This is a genomic window from Streptomyces sp. R-74717, assembly GCF_047305335.1.
Taxonomy (GTDB): Bacteria; Actinomycetota; Actinomycetes; order Streptomycetales; family Streptomycetaceae; genus Streptomyces; species Streptomyces atratus.
In genome coordinates, this window is record NZ_CP102361.1 from 287814 (window position 1) to 311320 (window position 23507).

19 protein-coding genes and 3 pseudogenes are annotated in these 23507 nt (G+C 68.9%); 12 read left to right on the forward strand and 10 right to left on the reverse strand.

From position 1 onward, the window contains the following. Positions 1-243: 243 nt before the first annotated feature. Positions 244-825 (reverse strand): TetR/AcrR family transcriptional regulator, encoded by a 582-nt coding sequence (locus NRF20_RS01475; RefSeq protein WP_413751815.1) that lies wholly within the window; start codon positions 823-825, stop codon positions 244-246. A 92-nt stretch (positions 826-917) separates the two neighbouring features. Here NRF20_RS01475 and NRF20_RS01480 point away from each other — a divergent pair, with 92 nt between their 5' ends. Then, positions 918-1364 (forward strand): DUF1772 domain-containing protein, encoded by a 447-nt coding sequence (locus NRF20_RS01480; RefSeq protein WP_398635277.1) that lies wholly within the window; start codon positions 918-920, stop codon positions 1362-1364. A gap of 325 nt (positions 1365-1689) precedes the next feature. After that, positions 1690-2115, forward strand: a complete 426-nt coding sequence (locus tag NRF20_RS01485; RefSeq protein ID WP_398635276.1) for a DUF4267 domain-containing protein — start codon at positions 1690-1692, stop codon at positions 2113-2115. Between the two features lie 218 nt (positions 2116-2333). Here the strand turns inward: NRF20_RS01485 and NRF20_RS01490 are convergent, their stop codons facing one another. Then, positions 2334-2528 (reverse strand): hypothetical protein, encoded by a 195-nt coding sequence (locus NRF20_RS01490; protein WP_413751816.1) that lies wholly within the window; start codon positions 2526-2528, stop codon positions 2334-2336. 139 nt (positions 2529-2667) lie between these two features. Continuing rightward, positions 2668-3318 (reverse strand): hypothetical protein, encoded by a 651-nt coding sequence (locus NRF20_RS01495; protein WP_413751817.1) that lies wholly within the window; start codon positions 3316-3318, stop codon positions 2668-2670. 361 nt (positions 3319-3679) lie between these two features. On the opposite strand from NRF20_RS01495, the pseudogene NRF20_RS01500 reads away from it, so the two are divergent. After that, positions 3680-5185, forward strand: a pseudogene (locus NRF20_RS01500) (ISL3 family transposase). A gap of 576 nt (positions 5186-5761) precedes the next feature. Here the strand turns inward: NRF20_RS01500 and NRF20_RS01505 are convergent. From NRF20_RS01505 to NRF20_RS01515, 3 genes are all read right to left on the reverse strand, one after another. After that, positions 5762-7225, reverse strand: a complete 1464-nt coding sequence (locus NRF20_RS01505) for a tetratricopeptide repeat protein (RefSeq protein WP_413751818.1) — start codon at positions 7223-7225, stop codon at positions 5762-5764. Positions 7226-7295: 70 nt separating this feature from the next. After that, positions 7296-8126 (reverse strand): transposase family protein, encoded by an 831-nt coding sequence (locus NRF20_RS01510; RefSeq protein ID WP_413751748.1) that lies wholly within the window; start codon positions 8124-8126, stop codon positions 7296-7298. A gap of 78 nt (positions 8127-8204) precedes the next feature. Further along, positions 8205-8684, reverse strand: a complete 480-nt coding sequence (locus NRF20_RS01515) for a hypothetical protein (RefSeq protein ID WP_413751749.1) — start codon at positions 8682-8684, stop codon at positions 8205-8207. A 340-nt stretch (positions 8685-9024) separates the two neighbouring features. Between NRF20_RS01515 and NRF20_RS01520 the strand changes: the two genes are divergently transcribed. The 8 genes and pseudogenes from NRF20_RS01520 (at position 9025) to NRF20_RS01555 (ending at position 19323) form a co-directional block, all read left to right on the forward strand. Further along, positions 9025-9483: an SRPBCC family protein gene (locus NRF20_RS01520; protein WP_398634798.1), complete on the forward strand. Its 459-nt coding sequence runs from the start codon at positions 9025-9027 to the stop codon at positions 9481-9483. Positions 9484-9703: 220 nt separating this feature from the next. Further along, positions 9704-10411: a protease inhibitor I9 family protein gene (locus tag NRF20_RS01525; RefSeq protein ID WP_413751819.1), complete on the forward strand. Its 708-nt coding sequence runs from the start codon at positions 9704-9706 to the stop codon at positions 10409-10411. A gap of 109 nt (positions 10412-10520) precedes the next feature. Further along, complete coding sequence (locus NRF20_RS01530; RefSeq protein ID WP_398634796.1) at positions 10521-11183, forward strand: TetR/AcrR family transcriptional regulator; 663 nt, start codon at positions 10521-10523, stop codon at positions 11181-11183. 425 nt (positions 11184-11608) lie between these two features. Continuing rightward, positions 11609-12199, forward strand: a pseudogene (locus NRF20_RS01535) (family 1 glycosylhydrolase); the annotation flags it as partial. 14 nt (positions 12200-12213) lie between these two features. Beyond that, positions 12214-13470 (forward strand): MFS transporter, encoded by a 1257-nt coding sequence (locus NRF20_RS01540; protein WP_398634795.1) that lies wholly within the window; start codon positions 12214-12216, stop codon positions 13468-13470. 206 nt (positions 13471-13676) lie between these two features. Then, the gene (locus NRF20_RS01545; protein WP_398634794.1) at positions 13677-15746 is read left to right on the forward strand and encodes a discoidin domain-containing protein; all 2070 of its coding nucleotides are present in this window, start codon (positions 13677-13679) and stop codon (positions 15744-15746) included. A gap of 221 nt (positions 15747-15967) precedes the next feature. Then, the gene (locus tag NRF20_RS01550) at positions 15968-18028 is read left to right on the forward strand and encodes an alpha-galactosidase (protein WP_398634793.1); all 2061 of its coding nucleotides are present in this window, start codon (positions 15968-15970) and stop codon (positions 18026-18028) included. After that, positions 18025-19323 carry an MFS transporter gene (locus NRF20_RS01555; protein ID WP_398634792.1) on the forward strand — a complete coding sequence of 433 codons (1299 nt, stop codon included), beginning with the start codon at positions 18025-18027 and terminating at the stop codon, positions 19321-19323. The genes NRF20_RS01550 and NRF20_RS01555 overlap by 4 nt, the downstream gene beginning before the upstream one ends. 6 nt (positions 19324-19329) lie before the next feature. Here the strand turns inward: NRF20_RS01555 and NRF20_RS01560 are convergent, their stop codons facing one another. Further along, positions 19330-19953 carry a TetR/AcrR family transcriptional regulator gene (locus tag NRF20_RS01560; protein ID WP_266751471.1) on the reverse strand — a complete coding sequence of 208 codons (624 nt, stop codon included), beginning with the start codon at positions 19951-19953 and terminating at the stop codon, positions 19330-19332. 61 nt (positions 19954-20014) lie between these two features. Between NRF20_RS01560 and NRF20_RS01565 the strand changes: the two genes are divergently transcribed. Beyond that, positions 20015-21349 (forward strand): GH1 family beta-glucosidase, encoded by a 1335-nt coding sequence (locus tag NRF20_RS01565; protein ID WP_402007624.1) that lies wholly within the window; start codon positions 20015-20017, stop codon positions 21347-21349. 126 nt (positions 21350-21475) lie between these two features. On the opposite strand, the pseudogene NRF20_RS01570 reads toward NRF20_RS01565, so the two are convergent. The 3 genes and pseudogenes from NRF20_RS01570 to NRF20_RS01580 form a co-directional block, all read right to left on the reverse strand. Continuing rightward, positions 21476-22281: pseudogene (locus tag NRF20_RS01570) on the reverse strand (phospholipase domain-containing protein); the annotation flags it as partial. A gap of 184 nt (positions 22282-22465) precedes the next feature. After that, entirely contained in the window at positions 22466-23182 is a 717-nt protein-coding gene (locus NRF20_RS01575; RefSeq protein WP_413751820.1) for an IS6 family transposase, read from the reverse strand. A gap of 68 nt (positions 23183-23250) precedes the next feature. Continuing rightward, positions 23251-23394, reverse strand: coding sequence for a hypothetical protein (locus NRF20_RS01580; RefSeq protein ID WP_413751821.1), 144 nt, complete (start codon positions 23392-23394; stop codon positions 23251-23253). Between the last annotated feature and the right edge of the window lie 113 nt (positions 23395-23507).

Here is a 23507-nt window from a genome sequence, read left to right on the forward strand (position 1 = left end):
GTCCACGATCAAGTCCGCAGGTACACACCGCGATTGCCCTCGTTCCCCAGGCACATTCACAAACCGTCGCGAGTTCGCATCCGATGCAATTGGCGGCGGTCGAACAACGGAACAGCGGTTGGCGCTAAGGGTTGATCTCGCCGTCTAGCACAGCGTCCAACGGCCCTGCCGAGGTTCGGCAAAGCTCGGTTGAGCAGCGGCGGGGTCCGAGGGCCCCGGCCGCGTGCCCGCCGGGATGGTGTGTCAGAGCACAGCGAGTCGGTCCACCAGGAGTTCCACCCTCTGCTCGGCGCACTCCGGCGGCAGCCGTCCCGCCCGGGTCAGGGTCGCGATGCCGTGCAAGCACGCCCAGAACACCTCGGTGAACAGCCCCGGGTCGACGCCGTCCCCGGCGAGCTCGCCGAGGCTCTCCATCAGCGCGGCGAAGGCGTCCTTCAGCGGCTCCGGGGTGTCCTCGTCCGCGAACGCCAGACCGCCGTCGAGCTGGAACATGGCGTCGTAGACCGCCGGGTTGCGTTCGGCGAAGTCGAGGTACGCGCGGGCGAGGGCGGCGACCCGCTCGCGCGGGCCGTCCGCGGCGCTGCGGGCCGCGGCCCGCAGCGCCGCGGCCATCTCGGCGGCGCCTTCGAGGGCGACGGCGCCGATGATCTCGCGCTTGCCGCGGAAGTGGCTGTAGAGGACGGGCTGGCTGTATTCGATGCGCTCCGCCAGCCGGCGCGTGGTGACCGCGTCCCAGCCCTGCTGCTCGGCGAGTTCACGGGCCGTCGCCACGATGAGGCGCTCGCGGACCGCCCGTTCGCGTGCCTTGCGTTCCTGTACCGACATAACTCGAATCCTAGCATCGCTAGACAGGCAAGCGGCAGTAGTACTAGCGTTGCCCACATCAACTAGCAGTGCTAGATCCCGGGAGGGGCAACATGCTCAGCGCACTCGAGGTCATCACCACCGTGGTCGTCGGCCTGATGGTGGGAGTGGAGTTCTCCGTCGCCTTCGTCATGAACCCGATCTTCAACGCCCTCCCGGAGGACAGCAACCAGCTGGCCCACTCCCACGGGGGCCGGATGCTCGGCGCCGTGATGCCGTTCTGGTACATCGGCTCACTCGTCCTCGTCGGCATCTGGGCCGTCGCCGGATGGCACCACCACGGCACCGGCCTCGTCGTCACCGCCGCCGCGCTGCTGGTCGTCAGCGTGATCATGTCGATCCTGCTGCTCGTCCCGATCAACAACCAGAACAAGAACTGGACCCCCGACAACCGGCCCGACGACTGGAAGGAGCAGATGAACCGTTGGGACCGCTACCACTACGTCCGCGTCGCCGTCATCATCGCCGCCTTCGCCCTTCTGGTCGCCGCCCTCGCCTGATACCAAAGCCGCCCCGACATGCACTGGTTCACCCCTGTATGTCGACAGCTTTCGCCCCGTCGGGGTGAGCCCGACAGGGCTTCGGATTTCTGACCCCGCGGGCCGACGCCGCGCCGGTGGCGCACAATCACCACTCCCCGGGCGGCAGGTGGCCACCGAAATCCCGACATTCGGGAATGCAGCTGCCGCTCAGATCCCACAACTGCGATCCCGACAAGCTACGCCCCTCGATCAGCCGCGTCCGCGCGGCCTGATCAGGCCCCACACGACTCAGCAAGCTCCACGAAGCTCACCAAGTTGGCGAAGACTCGCAAGGAGAAGAACAATGTCGCTGAAGAAGATCAACACCGTCCTGGCCGCCGCCTTCATCCTCTTCATCCTCTGGTTCGGGATGGAGTTCATCCTGAGCCCGGAGACGACGGCGCCGGGCTTTGGCCTGCCGAGCTGGCCGTCCGGCGACGGCGACGGCTTCCTGATCATCAAGGGAATCCACGACGTCGTCTTGGCCCTGGTCCTGGGCATCCTGCTGGTGACGGGCCACCGCCGGGCGCTGGGCTGGGTGCTGCTGGTGGAGGCCCTCGCCGCGTACGGCGACATGACCACCGTGCCGGCCCACCACGGCTCCGTGGCCACCGCGCTCGGCGTCCACGGCCTGACCGCGACACTGATGGTGGTCAACGGGCTGCTGATAATGCGCGAGACCCGCAAGGTCGCGGCCGCTCCGGCAACGCCCGCCCCGCAGCCCGCCTAACGCCACCTCGGCGCGTGTCGGTATTCACCTGTCAGCGCCCGCCGGGAAAGGCGAGGCGCACGATTTTCTTCCAGTGGGCGGCGGCCTGGTCCCGTTTCTCCGGGATGGCGCAGCGCGGCCCCCTGCCCCGATTCTCATAAACGGTCCTTTTCCCGAGTAAGACCAAAAAGGACCGCGCGGAGATCACGAAGTGCCGGTTCGGTTCGCAGAACTCGTTCTCACTCAAAGGCGGGTTCGTGGTACTGTCCGTCGGCTCCACACGTGACGTCGGCGGGTGCGGGTGTGGTCGGCCGCTGATCTCGGACTGTGCTGCTCGGCGGAGCGGTGGTCTTGTTGTCGCTGGACGACGAGCAGGCGGTAAGTGTGGCGAGCAGGCCGGCCGCGGCGGCGGCCTTGGTGATGCGAGTATGCATGGTTCCCCCGGCGTGGTGATGAAGGGGCATCGTGCCATCCGTGCGGATATGACGCGAGGGAAACGTGAAGGCCCGCCGCATTGGGCGGATCGTTCTTTGTCTGGGCATGCCGGTCGTGGGGTCAGCGCAGGGACAGGTCTCAGAGCCACTCGTCGAACACGTACGTCACTGCCTGCCGTGTCAGTTCTTCCTCGATCAAGCGCTGTCGAGGTCCACTCGGCGCAGGCTGCGATGTTGCCTTCGGCATATACACCCACCAGATAGGGCTGCCGCCGGGGAGCGAGGCTAATCCTCCGAATCGCATGTCTCCGGCAAACCAAATCAATGCTCGCCCATCCGTCATACCGATCCATACGGCGTCAGGTATGGCTGAGTGGAACTCGCGAGCCACACCCCCGTCGGGATCGAGCAGAAGCAGTCGTTTGGTCTGCTGCCCAGGGATGGCTTCTACGCGGCATGGCCATGCTTGCCAGGGGCTTGCCAGCACTGCCGGAATCTTTTCTTCCAGTTCGACTATTGCGGCCTTCTCCGGTCTCGTAGCGGCGGTGTTCCAAATTATCGCCAAGATTACGCCGAGTACGCCTATGAGGAATGGAGTAGATGAGTCTTTGACGCTGGCGTAGATAAAGCACACGATGAAAAAGAAAGTGGGGCCTGCATAGCCAAAAGTAACGGCGGCCAAGGCCGCCTTTGCTGCCTCTAGTGCTCGCTCTGTCTCCGGTCGCACGGTTGCTGTCAGTTCAGCAGCGGGCCGTGACGTGACCTGGTACCCGAACTCTTCCGCCAGCACAGCGCCCCCCGTGGTATTTCATGACCTGTGGAGCCATTGAACCGCCAAAGCCCCTGTCTCCGGCAGGGGTTGAACAGGCCAGAGGTGAGGCCCCGCCCGGGGGGGATGTTCGGGCGGGGCGTCCGAGTAGCGCCGCAGCCATGAAGCGCTAATTGGGACGCGTCCACGGTATGGGCGAGGGTCAGAAGTCGGGGCAGAGGTACGTGTGTACGGCCGCGTTGATCTTTTCGCCGGTCTCAGGGGTGGCGATGTCGGGGAGCGGGTCTGTCAAACGAGCGGCTCTGTTCCGTAGTCGGTGGTGACGGCAGGTAACGAGCGTCGTTGACGTTGTATGCGAGATGCCAACTCCCTTGTGGCAACGTTGTTTTCAGGGCTATCGGCACTGGTCATCGATGATGTGCCGGACGACGACGAGGTGATCCGGGTCTTGGCCCGGACCAGGGATGTTCCCTTTCCCTGCCCGATGTGCGGGGTGCCGACGGGGAAGGTGCACGGATACCATGTCCGGACGGTTGCGGATGTGCCGGTCGATGGCCGCCGGGTCGTGGTCAACGTCCGGGTACGACGTCTGGTCTGCCCGGTCCTGGGCTGCCGGCGGCAGACCTTCCGCGAGCAGGTCCCTGGGCTGATCGAGCGCCTTCAGCGCCGTACCACGCGTCTGACCAGCCAGGTCTCGGGGGTGGTCAAGGAGTTATGCGGCCGGGCGGCCGCCCGGCTCACCCGGATACTGGCCGTGCCCGTCTCGTTCGCCACCGCCCTGCGGGTGCTGCGGGGAATCCCCCCGCCGGCGGTGCGGATCCCGCGGGTGATCGGGGTCGATGACTTCGCCCTGCGCCGCCGTCACCGCTACGCCACGATCATCATCGACGCCGAAACAGGCGAGCGCATCGATGTCCTGCCCGACCGCGAAGCCGCCACATTGGAGGCATGGCTGCGAGGGAAGAAAAGGGATCGAAGTCGTGTGCCGGGACGGCTCGGCCACCTACGCCGAGGCGATCCGCCGGGCCCTGCCTGACGCGGTGCAGGTCAGCGACCGCTGGCATCTGTGGCGGAACCTGTGCGACAAAGTCCTGGCCGAGGTCCGCGCCCACGCTCCCTGCTGGGCCGCCGTCAACCCGCCCCGGCCCGGCGGCGTCCGCGAGCAGACCACCCGCGAACGCTGGCACAAAGTCCACGCCCTCCTCGACTCCGGCGTCGGCCTGCTCGACTGCTCCCGCAGACTGAACCTCGCCCTGAACACCGTCAAGCGCTACGCCCGCATCCCGAACCGCCCACGGATCGCACCGCCCCCCACTACCGGCCCACCCTGGTCGACCCCTACCGCGACCACCTGCGCCGGCGCCGGTCCGACAACCCGGCTGTTCCCGTCACGCACCTCCTGCACGAAATCAGGGAACTGGGCTATACCGGCAGCGCCAACCTGCTGGTCCGCTACCTCAATCAGGGCCGCGCCGAAGGCGACCGTCCTGTGACGACCCCCCGCCACCTCGCCCGGCTCCTGCTCACCCACCCCGAGCACCTGTGGACCAGAGACACCGACCTGCTCGGCCTCCTCACCGCAGCGTGCCCGGAGATGACCGCACTCGCCCGGCTCACCGGCGAGTTCGCCGCGCTCCTGGCCCCGGCCCAGGCCAACGACGACAAGCTCACCCAGTGGATCGCCACGGTCCGCACCGCCGGCCTGCCCCACCTGCACAGCTTCTGCAACGGCCTCGAACTCGACCGCGCCGCCGTGAACGCCGGCCTCACCCTGCCCCACCACAACGGCCGGACAGAAGGCGTCAATACCCGAACCAAGAAGATCACGCGGCAGATGCACGGCCGAGCAGAATTCGACCTCCTCCGTCACCGCATCCTCCTGCAATAAGGAGAACGCACCGTCACCACCGACTACGGAACAGAGCCGAACGATTCACAGTCCCGGACCAGGCCGAAGCCGGTCATCTCGCTGACACGAACTCAACCTGACCGCGACCGCGTAGCGCGTCGGCCCACCTGCCGGTCCGCGCAGGACGACCGTCCCAGCCTCAACGCCGCCATCAGCGAGACGGAAACTGGCGCCTGAACACGCGCCACGAGACCGTAGGCACTTCTGGGCGGCACACCTTGCACAGCCGATAGTCCGAGCCCCCACGCGGCCGGGCTGCGACCCACTCCCGTGCTTCGGCTGGCGTCATGATGTCGAGCAAGAGGTGAGCGCTGTACCTCCTGGCTGCGGTCACGCTGTTGTAGTCGTGATCCTCGTGCGCCCATTTCTGGAGTGCGAGGTCGTATGCATGCCCTTCCAGGCGAGCGCGTTCGGTCGGCATCTCCCGCCGGACACGCCAGCCGCCCCGCTCCCGTACCCGTGTGGTGGCCGTGGGGTATCGCCAGAGGCTCATCGCCCTGCTCAGCTGTCGAACCAGACGACGAGTCTGACCGCCTCGTTCCCGTGCAGGCGCCTCTACGACCAAGGGGCGGTCGGTGTGCCGTCCGGGTTCAACCCGTACGGCCACAAGCGCTCGACTACGGTGTTGTCCGAAAAGGGTAAGCCGGATATTGAAGCTCTGCTGGCGTCTACGTCGGCGTCGATGACTCGCCGCAGCAGGGCTTCGGCTTCCTCCCGGTACCCGGCCTCCTCGCGCAGATCAGCCAGCCGGAGCAGGACATCGGAGGAGCGTGCGCCGGCGTCGACGGCCCGCTGCAGCAGGGTTGCGGCGCTCTGCCGGTACCCGGCTCGCTGCCGCAGCTCGGCCACCCGGACCAGGACGCCGGTATCTCCTGCGTCGGCAGCCCGCTGTGCCAGGGCATCGGCCCCCAGCCAGTTCCCGCCCTCCTCCCGCAGCTCGGCCAGCCGGAGTAGGACGCCGGCGTCGCCGACATCGAGCGCGCGCCGCAGCAGGGCATCTGCCCCCAGCCAGTCCCCGGCGCGCTGCCGCACCTCGGCCAACCGGGCCAGCACGCTGGCATCTCCTGCGTCGGCGGCCCGCTGTGCCAGGGCTTCGGCCCCCTCCCGGTCCCAGGATGCCTCCCGCCGCTCGGCTAACTGGCGCAGGACGCTGGCGTCGCCGACGTCGATGGCCCGCTGTGCCAGGGCTTCGGCGCCGTCCCGGTCCCTGGCGTCCTCCCGCAGCTCGGCCAGTCGCAGCAGGGCTTTGGTATCTCCTGCGTCGGCGGCCCGCCGCAGCAGGGCTTCGGCGCCCTCCCGGTCCCTGGCGTCCTCCCGCAGCTCGGCCAGCCGCAGCAGGGCTTTGGTATCTCCTGCGTCGATGGCCCGCCGCAGCAGGGCTTCGGCTTCCTCCCACTCCCCTGCCTTCTCCCGCAGCTCGGCCAGCCGCAGCACGGCTTTGGTATCTCCTGCGTCGGCGGCCCACCGCAGCAGGGCTTCGGCCCCCTGCCGGTCCCCGGCGTAATTTCTCAGCCTCGGCTCGACCAGCCGCAGCAGGACGCCGATGGAGTCGGCGTCCGCGTCGAGGGCTCGCCGCAGCAGGGCTTCGGCTTCCTCCCACTCCCCTGCCTTCTCCCGCAGCTCGGCCAGCCGCAGCAGGGCTGTGGTATCTCCTGCGTCGGCGGCCCGCCGCAGCAGGGCTTCGGCCCCGTCCCGATTCCCGGCCTCCTGCCGCAGATCGGCCAGCCAGAGCAGGTCACTGACGTCGACGGCGTCGGCGTCGGCGGCCCGCCACAGCAGGGCTTCCGCTTCCTCCCAGTCCCCGGCCTCCTGCCGCAGATGGGCCAGCCAGCGCAGGGATTCTCTGGTATCGCCGGCGTCGAAAGCCCGCCGCAGCAGGGCTTCGGCCCCCTGCCGGTCCCCGGCATGCAACTGCCCCTGGGCCAGGTAGTGCAGGGCTTCGGTGGACCCGGCGTCGGCGGCCCGTTGTCTGAGGTGGTGGGCCCATTGAGGAAATTTCATCCTGATTTCGCTGGTCACGGGCCTGGTGTGAGCTTGTAGTGGGGTACTCGTGCTGGCCAGGACATGATCGGCAGAGGGAGATCGTCTGTCACCTCTGCACTTCGCTGTTCGCCAGGACGAGTAGGGCCCGCAGGAGGGTGGTCGCGTGGCGGGTGTTCATACGGACCTTGCTGAGGAATCGCCAGGTCTTCAGGTTTGCGAAGCCGTGCTCGACGGCGGCGCGTTCACGGCTGAGCAGGCGGTTGGCCTCCTTCTCGGCGTCGGTGAGCCGGTGGTTGCGGGTGGCCTTGCGGCCGGTGATGATCACCGGGTTGTCAGGGTCGTCGTCCAGGCCGACGAAGCCGAGGTCGGCCAGGGCCCCGAGTTTGGCCTCGCGGAGATGCTCGGTGAGCTTGCTGTGGCGGGCGGTGGTGATCTCGCTGGACCGCCCGGGCTTGGCCGCGGAGATCCAGATCAGGTTGCCCTTCTCGTCGGTGAGCGCAAGAAACAGCAGGCCATGGGACTTGTGTTTCCCGCTGTAGTTCTTGCGGTTCTCTGTCCCGGTGCGGCGGCGGGTGCGCACGAGAGTGCCGTCCAGCAGGACGACCACCCCGCCATCGTCGGCGATCTTCTTCAGGGCCCGGTCCAGGCGCGGGGCGCGGGCAGAGAGCAGGCCGATCACTTCGATCACCCATCGGCGCACGGTCGAGGCGGAGACGTCGTTGCCGCCGGCCATGTCCAGAAGGCGCTGGTCATGACGGAGAACGGCGAGCACGATGATCGCTTGGGTTCCCGGGGTGACCTTGCGCCAGCGGGTGCCCAGCCTCTTGCGCTGCTTGCGTATCAGGTCGGCGACGAGGTCGATGGTCGACTTCGACACCGGAAGGCGAACCTGGTAGACAGCATCCTGAGAGCCCTCGGCGGGCTGGTTGTTCTTCACAAAACACGCCAACTCCCGCCGGGGGCCCTCGCGTTGTGGCAGGAATCGGCCACTTTGCGGCCGGATGCCGGGCTGGTGTCAGCGCGGTCCGTAGCGGCCTGACGGGGTGCGGTGCAGCCAGCCCCGGTCCGCGAGCCGCCTCAGCTTGCCCCGCATCGCCTCGGTCTGCGCGGGCAGCACGCCCAGCCCCAGCTTCTCGCACACCTCTCGGGTCTTGACCGGCCCGTCGGACGCACCCGCGACCACCTGCACAATCCGCTGATAGTCGGCGGGCAGCACCTCTTCGCTCATCCCCTCGACGCGGTGCGGCACGAGCAGCATCCCGCCGGCTCCCGACGCTTGCGTCGCCGGCGGATCCGGCTCCACCGGATCGGGCTCCACCACCGGATCGTCCCGCCTGCCGCCGTCCGTCGCCTCGGCGTACTGGCCGAACACCACCTCCGCGGCCTCCAGCCGGGCCACCTCGACATCGATCTCGGCGAGCTCCTTACGCAGCCGCTCGGCGCGGTCGGCCAGCAGGACCCGCCGTTCCACCGTCCATGTCAGTACATCCACCATGAACTTCCCCTCCCCGGGCCGGATCTTCCTGCCGGACCCTACGAGGAGACAACCGCCCGTACGGCGACTTCCGCGAACGAGGCCCGTGGCAATCGATCACCTGCTACCGATCATGTTCCAGACCAGCCCGAGTACCCCGCCATCGACTCACGCCAGCCCCGTGACCTGCGAAATCAGGATGGAAATTGATCATTCTTCTTTCACCGCATGTGGGCCCCTACTCGGGTGCCCTCAGCTCAGGCACAGGGATCTTCTCTTGGGGCGAGGGCTCAACGACCTTTCCGAGCGCCCGCGATGGGAGGATCACCGTGCCACCACACCGTATCGAGGAGAGTCCAAGGTGCCGTCCGCCGAGCTGAAACACACGTTCCGGATCGCAGCGCCGCCTGAGGAGGTCTTCGCGCACTTGGCCGAACCGTCGCATTACGTCGGCCTGTCGCCGCTCCTCGTCGCCGTCCGCGACGTGCGCCGCAGCGGCGGGACCATGCACTACACGGCCGTGGAGCGCTTTCGGTTCCTCGGCGTCCTACGGCACGACAACATCATCGACGTCACGCTCGTCGCCGTGTCGGACGGTCTTCCGCAGTCCGCCGAGATATCCGGCGAGGTCCGCAGCCCCGGCCGGGTCCACATGAGCTACCGCTTCACCATCGACCGCCATGAGGCCGGCTGCGTCGTCACCGACACGCTGCACCTGCGGACGCCCCCGGGCCTGCTCCGCTTCGCCGCCTCCCAGGCGGGGGCGGTCCAGCAGGCCCGGGCCCGTGTTCTGACGGCCCGCCTGGCGCGGCCGGCTTGACGTCGTGCCCATCGACGTGGGTGCCTGATGCAACCTGTGCGCTCAACGGCACCGGTCGGGTGGCGGACCTGACCGGGCATTCGCCGGAGCAATCCGGGTTCCCACCTGCCTCGGGCAGCCCGGCCGCGCGCACAGGACCACGTCGAGTTTTCGACATGTCAAGAACGCGACATTGGAAACGATTGATCCGCTACGGAGGCGCGGGCTTGGATCTCCGGTCGTGAACAGACAATCCATCACCGCAGCGGCCGCCCTCCTGCTGCTGCCACTCGCCGTGCCCGGCAGCCTTGCACATGCAGCCACGGACGATCGGTCCGGGCCGTCCGTAACCCGCATCATCACGCTCGACAGTGCGCCGGCCTCGCAGCGATCCTCTCCCAAGGAACGTGCCGCGGCGCGCCACGCCGCCGACGACTCCCAGCGGGAGCTGGTCGATGCCGCGGGGCACGCAGGGATTCCACTGACCGTCCACCGCCATTATCACAACGTCGTCAACGGCCTGGTGGTAAAGGTCCCCGCGGCGCAGGCCGACCGGCTCACTGCGCTGCCCGGCGTGGCCTCCGTCTCAAAGCCGGTGGTGTACGAAGCGCCGGAGAAGCCCACCCCGGTCTCCGAGGACGTCCTGGGCGCGAAGGGCGAGCGCAGCAGCAACGTGCTCTCACTCGCCGTCGACAACCTCGTGGCCTCCGGTACTCCCACCGTCGTTTCCGTCGGCAACGGCTACGCGCGTCCGTTCAACGTCGCGGCACCGGCCGTCGCCAACGGCGCGATAGCCGTGGGCAGCACCTACAGCAACCGCTACCCGTACCTGGCCTTCACCCTCGACGACGGCTCCATCACCCCCGTTCCGTACCAGGACTCCGGGCGCGCCCCGGCCGCGCCCGCGACGGGCAGCAGCCCGATCACGCCCATGGCCTCCCCCCGGTAACCGCATGCTCAGGAGTCTTGCAGCCGGCGCATGGAGCGGGGGCGCAGCATGGCCGGCCCCCGCTCCGTGGCCGCGTGCTACGTTCGCGTCATCGGACGACCAGGGGCACGTGGTGACGGAAGCAGGCAAGCCGCAGCCGACATCGCGGGCGCGGCTACGGAGGCAGCCTCAGCAGGCGCGCAGCCGGGCCCGGGTCGAGGCCATCCTCGCCGCAGCCGACCGGATCCTGTCTCAGGAGGGGTACGAGGCGCTGACGATGCGGCGGATCGCCGAGGAGGCGGGCGCGCCGGTCGGCAGCATCTACCAGTTCTACGCGGACAAGAGCGCCGTCGTGGACGCGCTGGGCCAGCGGTACCTCGATGCCTTCAAGGCCGCCATCGACGAACTCGTCGAGCGTACCGTCGAGGGCGAACTGACCGACCCGGTCGGCATGATGGTCGGCGTCTACGCCAAGCTCTTCCGGTCCCAGGCGGGCGGCATGGCTCTGTGGGCCGGGCGGCACCTCAGTCCCGAGCTCGCGCGGGCCGACGAGGCGAGCAACACACACATCGCCGAGGGCCTGCAGCGCATCGTGGAGCACCTGACCGGCGGGCCCGGCGGTCACCAGGCGCAGCGGGCAACGCGGATGGTGGTGTGGGCGGCTAACGCCGTGCTGCACGAAGTGTTCAAGAGCGACGGCGAGCCGGACCTGGAAACCGTGGACGAGCTCAAGCGGATGCTGAACGCCTACTGGGAGGACCTGCGCGGCCGGCTGACGGCCGCGGAAGGGTGAACTGAGGCGTTCAGCAGCTCGCCGGGCCTCGGGCCGCAGGCCCGGACTGTCGGGCCGGCCGGTACCGCCGCTGCCCAGCCCGCACCCTGGGCGTCGTGACACGGGCAATCATCCCGGCCAGGCCCTGCCCGGCAACTCGCGCCGGCCGAGCCCAGCCAACCGAGGTCCCCTGCCGGGGGCCGACTCCGGGGGCTCGCCGAGCCGGCCACCGAGGTCTGCCACCATCCGAGGTCCGCCGCCGCGGACCGTGGTTTCGGCCTCGACGCTCGCCCCAGGTCCCGGCCAACGCTGCTTCTGCCCGAGCCGCACCCCTCCCCGCCCCGCCCCGCCGGCCAGGTCGTGGCCAGGCCCGACCCATAGAATGTGAACGATAGTTCATGTTATGGTGCGGCCCACCTTGGACGGCGTGCCCCGGTCACGAACAGCCGCTGCTGCTGGGGAATTATCCCGACCTGTCGGCCTACGGCATGACCGACCCGAGCTGGGGAGGAGTGGTGCGCGATGGCGATCTCGCCACGATGGCCGCACCGCTGGACGGGCTGGGCGTCAACTACTACAACCCCACCTGGGTCACCGCCCCGGCCGATCCTGCCGCCGCCGCGCTGCCCTTCGACCTGACCGAGCCCGCGGAGCCGTACGAGCGAACCGCGTTCGACTGGCCGGTGGTCCCCGATGGGCTCACGGAGCTGCTCACCGGCCTCAAGGCCCGCTACGGCAACAACCTTCCACCGGTGTGGATCACCGAGAACGGCTGCTCGCAGCCGGCCGGGCTGCACGACCAGGCGCGCATCGAGTACCTCGCCGGACACATCACCGCGGTCGCCCGCGCCGTGTCCCGCGGGGTGGACGTGCGCGGCTACTTCACCTGGTCGTTGCTCGACAACTTCGAGTGGGCCGAGGGCTATCACCAGCGCTTCGGTCTGGTCGAGGTCGAGGTCGACTTCACCACCCGACGTCGCACGCCCCGGGCGAGCTTCGAGTGGTACCGCGACCTGATCGCCTCCCAGCGGTCCTGAGCGACGGAGCCGTCATGTCCCACGCCTCCGCAGGGGACGACGCCGTCGTCTTCGCCCAGCCCACCGTCCCGGTCAGGGCCGACTGGACGGTGAACCTCTCGCTGGCCACGCTCGCCGTCTTCATGGCGTTCATGACCCCCATTCAGATCCTGTTGCCACTCCAGTTGGAGCACATCGACCCGCACGGCAAGAACGATGCGCTCTCGCTCGTCACCGGCCTCGGCGCGCTCGTCGCGGTGCTTGCGAACCCGCTCGCCGGCGCCTGGTCGGACCGCACCACGAGCCGGTTCGGCCGCCGCCGGCCCTGGATTCTCGGCGGCGCCCTCGCCGGGGCAGGGGGGTTGTCGGTCACCGCCACCCAGCACACCGTGGCCGGGGTCGCCGTCGGCTGGTGCCTCGCGCAGGCAGGCCTGAACGCGATGCTGGCCGGGGTCACCACCCCGATCGCCGACCGTGTACCGCTCACCCAACGCGCTCAGGTCTCCGGCTGGACCGGCCTCATGCAGTCTTTCGGCCTCGTCCTCGGCGCGCTGATCACCACACTGCTGATCACCGGTGTCCGCTCCGGCTACGGCACCCTCGCCGTGCTCACCGTCGCACTCGCCCTCCCCTTCGTGCTGCGCCACTCCGAGCCGCCCCTGCCCCGGGCACTGCGCCCCACCTTCGACGCCCGCGCCTTCGCCCGCTCGCTCTGGGTGAGTCCCCGGCAGCACCCCGACTTCGGCTGGGCCTGGCTCACCCGATTCCTGATCAACCTCGGCAACACCCTCGGCACCCTCTACCTGTTCTACTTCCTCGCCGACGCCGTCCACTACGGCGACCCCGGCACCGGCGTACTGATCCTCACGGTGGTTTACACCCTCTGCGCCGCACTCACGGCCATCCCCGCCGGTGTCCTGTCCGACCGCGTTGGACGCCGCAAGGTCTTCGTCGTCCTCTGTTCGCTGGTCATGGCCGCAGCGGCAGTGCCGCTCGCCCTGCTCCACACCTGGCCGTCCGCCCTCGCCGCCGCGGCCGTGCTCGGCGCGGGTTACGGCATCTACCTCGCCGTCGACCAGGCCCTGGTCACCCAAGTCCTGCCCGAGGCCGCCGACCGCGCCAAAGACCTCGGCGTCATCAACATCGCCAACTCCGGCCCGCAGGTCCTCGCCCCCGCCCTCGCCTCGCCGATCATCGCCCACCTCTGCGGCTACACCGGCCTCTACACCACCGCGGCCCTGGTCATCCTCATCGGCGGTCTCCTCGTCAACCGCATCCGCAGCGTGGCCTGACGAATGGCCGGGCGGGCGGGCCTGTCCGGCCGGGCCACTCGACTCTCGACACTCGATCAACCCTCAAATGACCGCAGTTGAAGACAAGTTCACCAAAGCTGAGAATTCCTCATGTTTTTCGGCCCGGACCGTTGACTCCGCCGACGGTGGTCGCGATTCTGAAAACCCATCAGTAACTTGAGTGCACATGTCAATCAAAGTGAGTGATGACCATGGCTCAACCTCCGCGCCGCAAACTCAGATCCCTCACGGTGGTGTCACTGCTCCTCGCCGTGATGTCCCTGGTCCTCGGCCCGATGCCCAGCTCCGCGGCGGAGCCCGACCCCGGCTGGTGGACCCCGACCGCGCGGCCCACGCCCGACGCGCAGATCGGCGTCACGGGCGAGCCCTTCAAGGGCACCGACGCCCAGGGGCGTGTAAGGGGCTTCGTCGACGCCCACGACCACATCATGTCCAACGAGGGCTTCGGCGGCCGGCTGATCTGCGGCAAGCCGTTCTCGGAGCAGGGCGTCGCCGACGCGCTCAAGGACTGCCCCGAGCACTACCCCGACGGCACGGGCGCCGTCTTCGACTTCATCACCAAGGGCGACGGGAAGCACGACCCCAACGGGTGGCCCACGTTCAAGGACTGGCCCGCCCACGACTCGCTGACCCACCAACAGAACTACTACGCCTGGATCGAGCGGGCCTGGCGCGGCGGCCAGCGGGTGCTGGTCAACGACCTGGTCACCAACGGCGTGATCTGCTCGGTCTACTTCTTCAAGGACCGCAGCTGCGACGAGATGACCGCCATCCGTCTTGAGGCGCAGAAGACGTACGACATGCAGGCCTTCATCGACAAGATGTACGGCGGCCCGGGCAAGGGCTGGTTCCGGATCGTCACCGACAGCGCGCAGGCCCGCGAGGTCATCAAGCAGGGCAAGCTGGCCGTCGTCCTGGGGGTCGAGACCTCCGAGCCGTTCGGCTGCAAGCAGATCCTGGACGTCGCGCAGTGCAGCAAGGAGGACATCGACCGCGGCCTGGACGAGCTGCACCAACTGGGCGTGCGCAGCATGTTCCTGTGTCACAAGTTCGACAACGCCCTGTGCGGGGTGCGCTACGACTCCGGCGCCCTCGGTACGGCCATCAACGTGGGCCAGTTCCTGTCGACCGGCACCTTCTGGAAGACGGAGACCTGCCGCGGCCCGCAGCACGACAACCCCATCGGCAACGCGAAGGCACCCGGGGCGGAGAAGCAGCTGCCGGCGGGGGTGGCCGTCCCCTCGTACGCCTCGGACGCGCAGTGCAACACCCGCGGGCTGACCGACCTCGGAGCGTACGCGGTGCGCGGCATGATGCAACGTCACATGATGCTGGAACTCGACCACATGAGCGTCAAGGCCGCGGGTCAGGCCTTCGACATCATGGAGTCGGAGTCGTACCCGGGCGCCATCTCCTCGCACAGCTGGATGGACCTGGGCTGGACCGAGCGGCTCTACAAGCTCGGCGGGTTCGCCGCCCAGTACATGAGCGGCTCCGAGGCGTTCAGCGCGGAGGCCAAGCGCACGGACGCGCTGCGTGAGAAGTACAAGGTCGGCTACGGATACGGCACCGACATGAACGGTGTCGGCGGCTGGCCGGCCCCGCGGGGCGGGGACACCCCGAACCCGGTCAAGTACCCCTTCCGCAGCACGGACGGCGGCTCGGTGATCGACAAGCAGACCGCCGGCGAACGCACATGGGACTTCAACACCGATGGCGCCGCGCACTACGGCATGGTCCCGGACTGGATCGAGGACATCCGGATCGTCGGCGGCCAGGGAGTCGTGGACGACCTCTTCTCGGGCGCCGAGTCCTACCTCCGCACCTGGGGCAACACCGAGCAGCACACGTCCGGGGCGAACCTGGCCTCGGGCGCAACCGCCTCGGCGTCCTCGTCGGAATGGTGGAACCCATTCGTCAGCTTCGCGCCCGGCAAGGCCGTGGACGGCGACAACGGCACCCGCTGGGCCAGCGAGTGGAACAACGACCAATGGCTGCGGATCGACCTCGGATCCTCGAAGCCGGTCCAGCGCGTCACCCTCGACTGGGAGGCGGCGTACGCGAAGTCGTACCGCGTCGAACTGTCGGAGGACGGCACGACCTGGAAGTCGGTCTGGTCCACGACCGCCGGTGTCGGCGGCCTGGACACGGCACGTTTCGCTGGAACCCCGGCGCGCTACGTACGAATCACCGGACTGGAGCGCGGCACCCAGTGGGGCTACTCGCTTCGCGAGGTCGGCGTCTACGCCGACTGACCCACCCATGAGGCGGTGCCCGGAGCCGGGCCGGCCGGATCAGCTCTCCTGATCCGGCCGGCCCCGGCTGACTTTCCGGCGCGTTCGCCGACCGAGCCGCGCAGAGCGCAGGGAACCACACGCCGCGAAATTCGATAGCCCCCGTCAGGGGCTTGGCGTTGCGGGCTCGCATGCCTAACGTATGAGCGGAACATGAGCCCTACTCACGTTTGAGGATTTTCGTGATCACTCACCACTCCGAAGCCCGCCTCTGGCTCCTGAGCACCCCTGGCACCTCGTACGCCTTCCGGCTGGACGCCGACGACGTCCCCCGGCACGTGCACTGGGGCCGGCCGCTGACCCCGGAGCAGGCCGTCGTGATCGCGGCCGACCTGCCCGACGAGGACCCCGGCGGCGACGACCCCGGGGGTGAGGAGTACGTGGTCGAGGGCGGCCTGCGGTTCGGGGCGCCGTCGCTGACCGTCCGGTTCGACGACGGTGTCCGTGGCTTCGAGTGGCGGTTCCTCTCGCACACGGTCGAGGACGACCTGCTCACGCTCTCCTTCACCGACCGTGTCCGCTCCCTCGGTCTCGACCTGCACTACCGGCTCCGGGACGGCCATGACCAGATCGAGCGCTGGGCCGTCCTCACCGCTGACGAGCCGGTTGACGTCCTGCGGTTCGACTCCGCCGCCTGGACGCTGCCCGCCCGCGACGACTACCGGGTCAGTCATGTGGTGGGGGAATGGGGCCGGGAGTTCCAACTCCGGCGCGACCGGGTGCCCGTCGGGGAGACCGTGTTCACCAGCCGCCTCGGCATCACGGGACAGCACGCCGGGCCGTGGCTGATGCTCGACGCGCAGGACGCCGCCGAGGAGCACGGCGAGGTCTGGAGCGCGGCCCTGGCCTGGAGCGGCAGCCGCCGGATCACCCTGCGCCGCGACTCCTACGGCCGCGCCTCCTGGACGGGCGGGTTCGGCCACGAGGGCCTGGTCTGGAAGCTGGCCTCCGGCGAGCGTCTGGAGACCCCCGTCTTCACCGGGCTGTATGCCCCCGACGGCTTCGGCGGCACCAGCCGCCGCTGGCACGCCTACATCGAACGTGAGGTGCTGCCCGCCCGCCCTGCCGAACGCCCGTTGATCTTCAACTCGTGGGAGGCGACCGAGTTCGACATCAGCGAGAAGCAGCAGACCGAGCTGGCCGACCTGGCCGCGGGTCTCGGCGTCGAGGTCTTCGTCGTGGACGACGCCTGGTTCGGCGCGCGCACCAGCGACATGGCCGGGCTCGGCGACTGGTGGCCCAACCCCGACCGCTTCCCGAACGGCCTGGGCCCGCTCGCCGACCACGTCCGCGCACTGGGCATGGGCTTCGGCCTGTGGGTCGAGCCCGAGGCGGTCAACCCCGACAGCGACCTCTTCCGTGCGCACCCCGACTGGATCCTGTGCCAGGACGGCCGTACCCGCACCCGGCGCCGCCACCAGCACGTGCTGAACTTCGCCCGCCGCGACGTCCGGGAATGGGCGGTCGACTGGCTGGTCAGGACCGTCACCGAGCTGGACGTGGTCTTCCTCAAATGGGACATGAACCGGCCCTTCAGCGAGGCGGGGCAGCCCGGTGCCGCCGACCCCGACCGGGTCTGGATCGAGCACACGCGCGGGGTCTACGAGGTGATGGACCGGCTGCGCGCCGCCCGTCCCGGCCTGTATCTGGAATCGTGCGCGGGCGGCGGCGGCCGGGCCGACCTGGGCGTGCTGGCCCGCGCCGACCAGGTCTGGACGTCGGACAACACCGACGCCGCCGACCGGGTCGCGATCCAGCACGGCCACTGCCAGCTGCTGCCCGCCCGGACCATGGGCGCCTGGGTCACCGACAGCCCGCACAGCTTCACCGCCCGCCCGACCTCGATCCGGTACCGCTTCCATGTCTCGATGGCCGGGGCGATGGGCATCGGCGGCAACCTGCGGAACTGGAGCGAGGAGGATCTGGCCTGGGCCCGGATGCTGGTCGAGCAGTACAAGCGGATCCGGCCCGTGGTGCACGGCGGCGTCCAGTACCGCCTGGAGCACGACGCCGTGCAGTACCTCACCGAGAACGAGGTCGTCGTCTTCCAGTTCCAGCCGTCCGCGCTGACCCGCTCGGTCGCCCGCACCCGGCTGAAGGGCCTCGACCCCGACGCCCGCTACCGGGACGAGACCACCGGCGCCGTCCACGAGGGCGCCGTCCTGCTCAGCCACGGCCTCCCGCCGCTGCTGTCCTTCGACTGGACGAGCGAGCTCGTCCACCTCAAGAGAGTGTCCCGATGAGCCTTGCCCCCGAGCTGCCCGATCACCCCGAGCGCAGCCGGCTGTCCGAGCGCCCCGAGGCCCTCGCCGAGCCCGTCCGCCGGGTCGGCCCCGGCTGGGTCGCCCTGTACGTCCTGGCCAACGTCGGGGTGTTCATCCCGATGCAGGTGCCCACCACGTTCCTGATGCCCGAGCAGATCGCCCAGATCGACCCGGCGGGGAAGGTCGGCAGCTACGCCTGGGTCAGCATGATGGGCGCGATCTCGGGCATCGTCATCGCACCGCTGGCCGGCGCGCTCAGCGACCGCACCACCAGCCGGTTCGGCCGCCGCCGGCCGTGGATGCTCGTGGGCTCGCTGGTCTGCATGGCGACGCTGGTCTTCACCGGCCTCCAGACGACGGTCGTCGGGGTCGCGCTCGGCTCCCTCGTGCTGTCCGCCTCGTTCATGATCATCGGTGCCGGACTCTCCCCGGTGGTGCCCGACCAGGTCCCGGTCGCCCAGCGCGGCGCCGTGCTGGGCTGGGCCATGGTCCCGCAGGCGGGCGCCCTGATCGCGGGCGGGCTGCTGATCGGTCTGGTCACGGGCTTCGCCTCGCAGTACCTGCTGATGGCCGTACTGCCGCTCCTGATACTGCTGTTCGCGACCACCATGAAGGATCCGCCGCTGCCCCGCCTGCACCGCGAGCCGTTCTCGCTGCGCACCTTCGTGGACGGCTACCGGATCAGCCCGCGCGCGCACCCCGACTTCGTCTGGGCGATGAGCTCCCGCTTCATCATGGGTCTCGGCTACGGCATGGGCACGCTCTACCTGCCGTACTTCCTGGACGACGTCCTGCACTACGAGAAGTTGTTCCCCGGCCAGTCCACCGAGGACGGCCTGCTCATCGTGATCGGCATCAATTGCCTGGCCACGATCTCTACGGTCGTTCTCAGCGGCTGGCTCTCCGACAAGCTGGGCAAGCGGCGCATGCTGGTCTTCCTCGGCGGCGTCACGATGGCCGTCGCCGCGGTCCCGCTCGCGCTGTCGCCCACGTGGACCATGACGCTGGTCGCGGCCGTCATCCTGGGCCTGGGCTACGGCGTGTACCTGGCCGTCGACACCGCCCTGGTCACCGAGGTGCTCCCCGCCTCGGCCGACCGCGGCAAGGACATGGCCCTGGCCAACCTGATGACCTCCCTGCCCTACGTTCTCGTTCCCGCGGTCGCCTCGGTCGTGCTCAGCGGTCCGGGGGGCTACAGCTCGCTGTTCCTCTGTTCGGCGGCCATGTCCGCGCTGGGCGCGGTATTGGTCTGGAAGGTCAAGGCCGTCCGCTAGGGCCGGTCACCGGCGTCGATCGTTCAGATAGCTGTTGAGGACTCGTTTGCACTCAGCGATCAGCTGGGCGTCGCCCAGCGGATCGATACGGAAGGCGAGTTGCAGCACGCTGTCGGCGCACTCCAGGGCCACCCGCACCGCGATCTCGAATTCGGCGTCGTCCTGGACCCCTATCAGGGAGGCGGTCAGTGAGCGCAGCCTTCCGGCGACCGCGGTGTTGTTGTCCAGGGTCGGCTCCAGGATGTGGTCCTGTCCCACCGCGCCGAAGTCGACCACGCCGAAACCGGTGATCGTCCGGCGCATGGTGACGAACTCGTCGACGGTCACATCCACGATGCCCGAGATGCCCTCGGGCTCCTCTTGCTCCAGCCGGTCCGCGACCCGCCCCAGGAAGGACTCCAGATTGCGGGCGGCGAGCGCACCGATCAGCCCCTCCCTGTCGGAGAAGAACTGGTAAAGGGTGCCGATGGGCACCTCGGCCCTGCGGGCCACCTCCTTGGTGGTCAGCCCTGCATAGCCGACCTCGTCCAGGAGTTCGGCGCAAGCGTCCAGCAGCCGTTCGAAGCGTTCGGCGCTGCGCTTCTGGACCGGCAGCCGGCGCAGCGTCCCTGCGGTGCGATCTTGATTCACGCTTCCATCATCCCATCGAGCGGGTTAACGTGAGCCCTGCTCATGTTTCAGGAGGTTAGACGTGACACTGGACCATCTCCCCGCGGACTTCATCTGGGGCGCCTCGACGGCGTCGTATCAGATCGAGGGCGCCACCAAGGAGGACGGCCGCGGACCCTCGGTATGGGACACCTTCACCGCGCGGCCAGGCACAATCCGCGACGGGCACACCGGTGACGTGGCCTGCGACCACTACCACCGGTACGAGGAGGACATCGCGCTGATGGCCGAGGCGGGCCTCACCGGCTACCGCTTCTCCATCGCCTGGCCCCGGATCCAGCCGACCGGCACAGGCGAGGTCAATCCCCGGGGTCTGGACTTCTATGACCGGCTGGTCGACGGCCTGCTCGCACGCGGCATCGAACCTGTCCCGACCCTGTTCCACTGGGACCTCCCGCAGGGCCTGGAGGACAGCGGCGGCTGGCTGAACCGCGACACCGCGCACCGCTTCGCCGAGTACGCCGCCATCATGGCCGACAGGCTGGGCGACCGCGTCCAGAAGTGGATCACACTCAACGAGCCGTTCATCCACATGGTCTGGGGCTACGGTCTCGGCACTCACGCACCGGGCCGCACCCTGTTCCTGGACTGCCTGCCGGTCGCCCACCATCAACTGCTCGGCCATGGCCTGGCGCTGAGGGAGCTGCGGGCGCGCGGCCTCCAGGTGATGATCGCCAACAACTGCACCCCGGTCTGGCCCGCTTCGGACTCCCCCGCCGACCACGCCGCCGCGCGAGCCTATGACAACCTGCACAACCGCCTGTTCAACGACCCGATCCTCACGGGCACCTACCCGGACCTGTCGGACTTCGGCGCGGACACGACCCTCGGCGGCTCCGTGCGGGACGGCGATCTCGAACTGATCTCGGCCCCCTTGAGCGCGCTCGGCATCAACTACTACAACCCGACCCGGATCCAGGCGCCGGCGTCCGAGGGACTGCCGTTCGAAGAGGCCCCCATCGAGGGCTACCGCCGCACCTCCTTCGACTGGCCCGTCGTCCCCGACGGCCTACGGGAACTGCTCGTCGGCCTCAAGGAGCGCTACCCGGCACTCCCGCCGGTCTACATCACGGAGAACGGCTGCTCGACCGAGGACGTCGTCAACGCGGACGGCACCGTCCTCGACCTCGACCGCATCGACTACTTGGACACCCACCTCCAGGCCGTCGACACCGCCGTGGCCCAGGGCGTGGACGTGCGCGGCTACTTCACCTGGACCCTGATGGACAACTTCGAATGGGCCGAGGGCTTCCACCAGCGCTTCGGTCTCGTCCACGTCGACCACGACACCCAGGTCCGCACCCCGAAGGCGTCCTTCGCGTGGTACCGCGACCTCATCCGTGCTCAGCGCGGTTGAGCCGCCCGCCGGGATCGCGTCGCGGATTGCGTACTCGCGGGGTGGTGAGCTCCGGCACGTCACGCTGACGCCTCGTCATGCTCCGGGTGTGTGCCCCTCCGTCCACCGGGCGGAGGGGCACGGGTCTCACACGGTTGCGATGCCCGGGTCACTCACGCCGACCTGACCGTTCTCGACGTGCCCGGCCAGGCGCCGCAGGTATCCGGCGTTGCCCTCGACCACGACCGTCAGGTCGTACCAGCGCTTGGTGGCGCGCAGGTCGATGCTCTGCACGACGGTGGCGCCGGCGCGGACCGTGTAGGTTTGGCGCCCGCCGCCGTACGCGTTGGTCACGATGCGGTGCGCGTCGGCGGTCGACGGGTTGGTCAGGGTGAGCTTCAGGTTGCCGGCGTCGTGGCGTGCCGTCACCTCCGGCTCGGCGGCTTTGTTGTTGCCCTTGAAGGTGCGCAGGAAGCCGTTCGGGCCGTGGGCCGTGAGGTCGTAACTGCCGCCGGAGTACACCGAGTTCCAGCTGTCCGAAACGGGCTTCCCGGCTGCCGCCGTGTACGTCCACGGGCCGTCGGTGCGCTTCTGGGAGCGCACCTGGAAGGCGGCGCCCGCCTGGTCCCCCGCGCTGAACGTCAGCTTGTACTTGCCGGTCGTGAGGTCTGCGGCCCCGTCGACGTAGGGAGCGTAGGAGAGCGGGCGGCTCGGCCGCGCCCGGCCTCTTGCCGGGGCAGGGTGCCCTGAGCGGGTGGCCTCGGTACGTAGCTGTCGTGGCGGTCGCGGTCCGGCGGGGCGTAGCCCGCGGTGTCCGGCAGGTCAGCCGGGTCCGTGACCTTGAGGGAGAAGTCGAAGGCGGATGTGAGGTCACCGCAGATGGCGCGCCGCCATGGCGAGATGTTGGGCTCCTTCACTCCGAACCGGTTCTCCATGAAGCGCAGGATCGACGACGTCAAGGCCGCCAGGCGGCCGCAGATCTCCTGGATCGCCGCCCCCGACGCGTTCTCCGAACACCCCAACTGGCCAGCGAACTACAGCGCTTGGTACATCTCGCGCGGGCACTGTCACGTTGTTGGGTGTTTGGGTGTCTGACGGCTTGTCGGGGTGTGGTGGTGCCGGGTTCCGGGCCTGTGGTCAGGCCGTGGTGGGTCGGCTGGCAGCGCCGGTGACCTGGTCCCAGATGGTGAAGCGGACGGTCATCTCGGCTCGGCAGTGATGTGCGGTCATCAGGTGGCGGTGAGGCCGGAAGTGAGGCGAGATGCCGCTGAACGCGGACAGGAACCTTTGGGCCCCGCCCACGCTGCGGAAGCCCTTCATGGCCCGTTCACGTTGCCTCGTCGGCTGGTGGCTGTTCTCGGCCCGGTTGTTCAGGCCCTTGTGGGAGCGGTGCTCCACGAAGGGCATGACCTCGCGGTGGGCGGCGCCGTAGGAGCGGAGCTTGTCCGTGACGACCACCCGCGGCACCGCCCGGGTCTTCTTCAACAGGCGGCGGAAGAAACGCCTGGCCGCGGCCTTGTCCCGCCGGTTCTGCATCAGGATGTCCAGCACGTTGCCGTCCTGGTCGACGGCCCGCCACAGATACTTCAGCTCACCGTTGATCCTGATGAAGACCTCGTCCAAGTGCCATTTATCCCCCGGCCTTGGCCGGCGGCGGCGCAGTCCGTCGGCGTAGGCCTGCCCGAACTTCACACACCAGCGGCGAACGGTCTCATACGAGACGATCACGCCGCGCTGGAGCATCAGCTCCTCCACCTCACGGAAGCTGAGCGGGAAACGGAAATACAACCACACGCAATGGGAGATCACCTCGACCGGGTACCGGTGCCCCCTGTATGACGGCGTGCCTTTCACGGACGACCCCCTCCACCATGACCAACCCGAAGACCATCTCACCCGGTCAACCAACGTGACAGTGCCCCTCAGAGATACGCCAGCCCGGTCACGGTCACGGTCACGGTCACGGTCACGGTCACGGTCACGGAGAGGGTGCCGCCCTCGCGGGTGACACCGATACGGAACTGGGCCATGCCACCGGACCTCGCCGCGCGCAGAGCGTCGAACACGGGTAGCAGGGACCGGTGGTTCGGGAGCGGCTCGGTGGAGGAGTTCGCAGACAGGCTGCCACACCCGGTGGTGCGGAACGCCGGAAGGACCGGGGCCCGGGACCGCCTGAGCC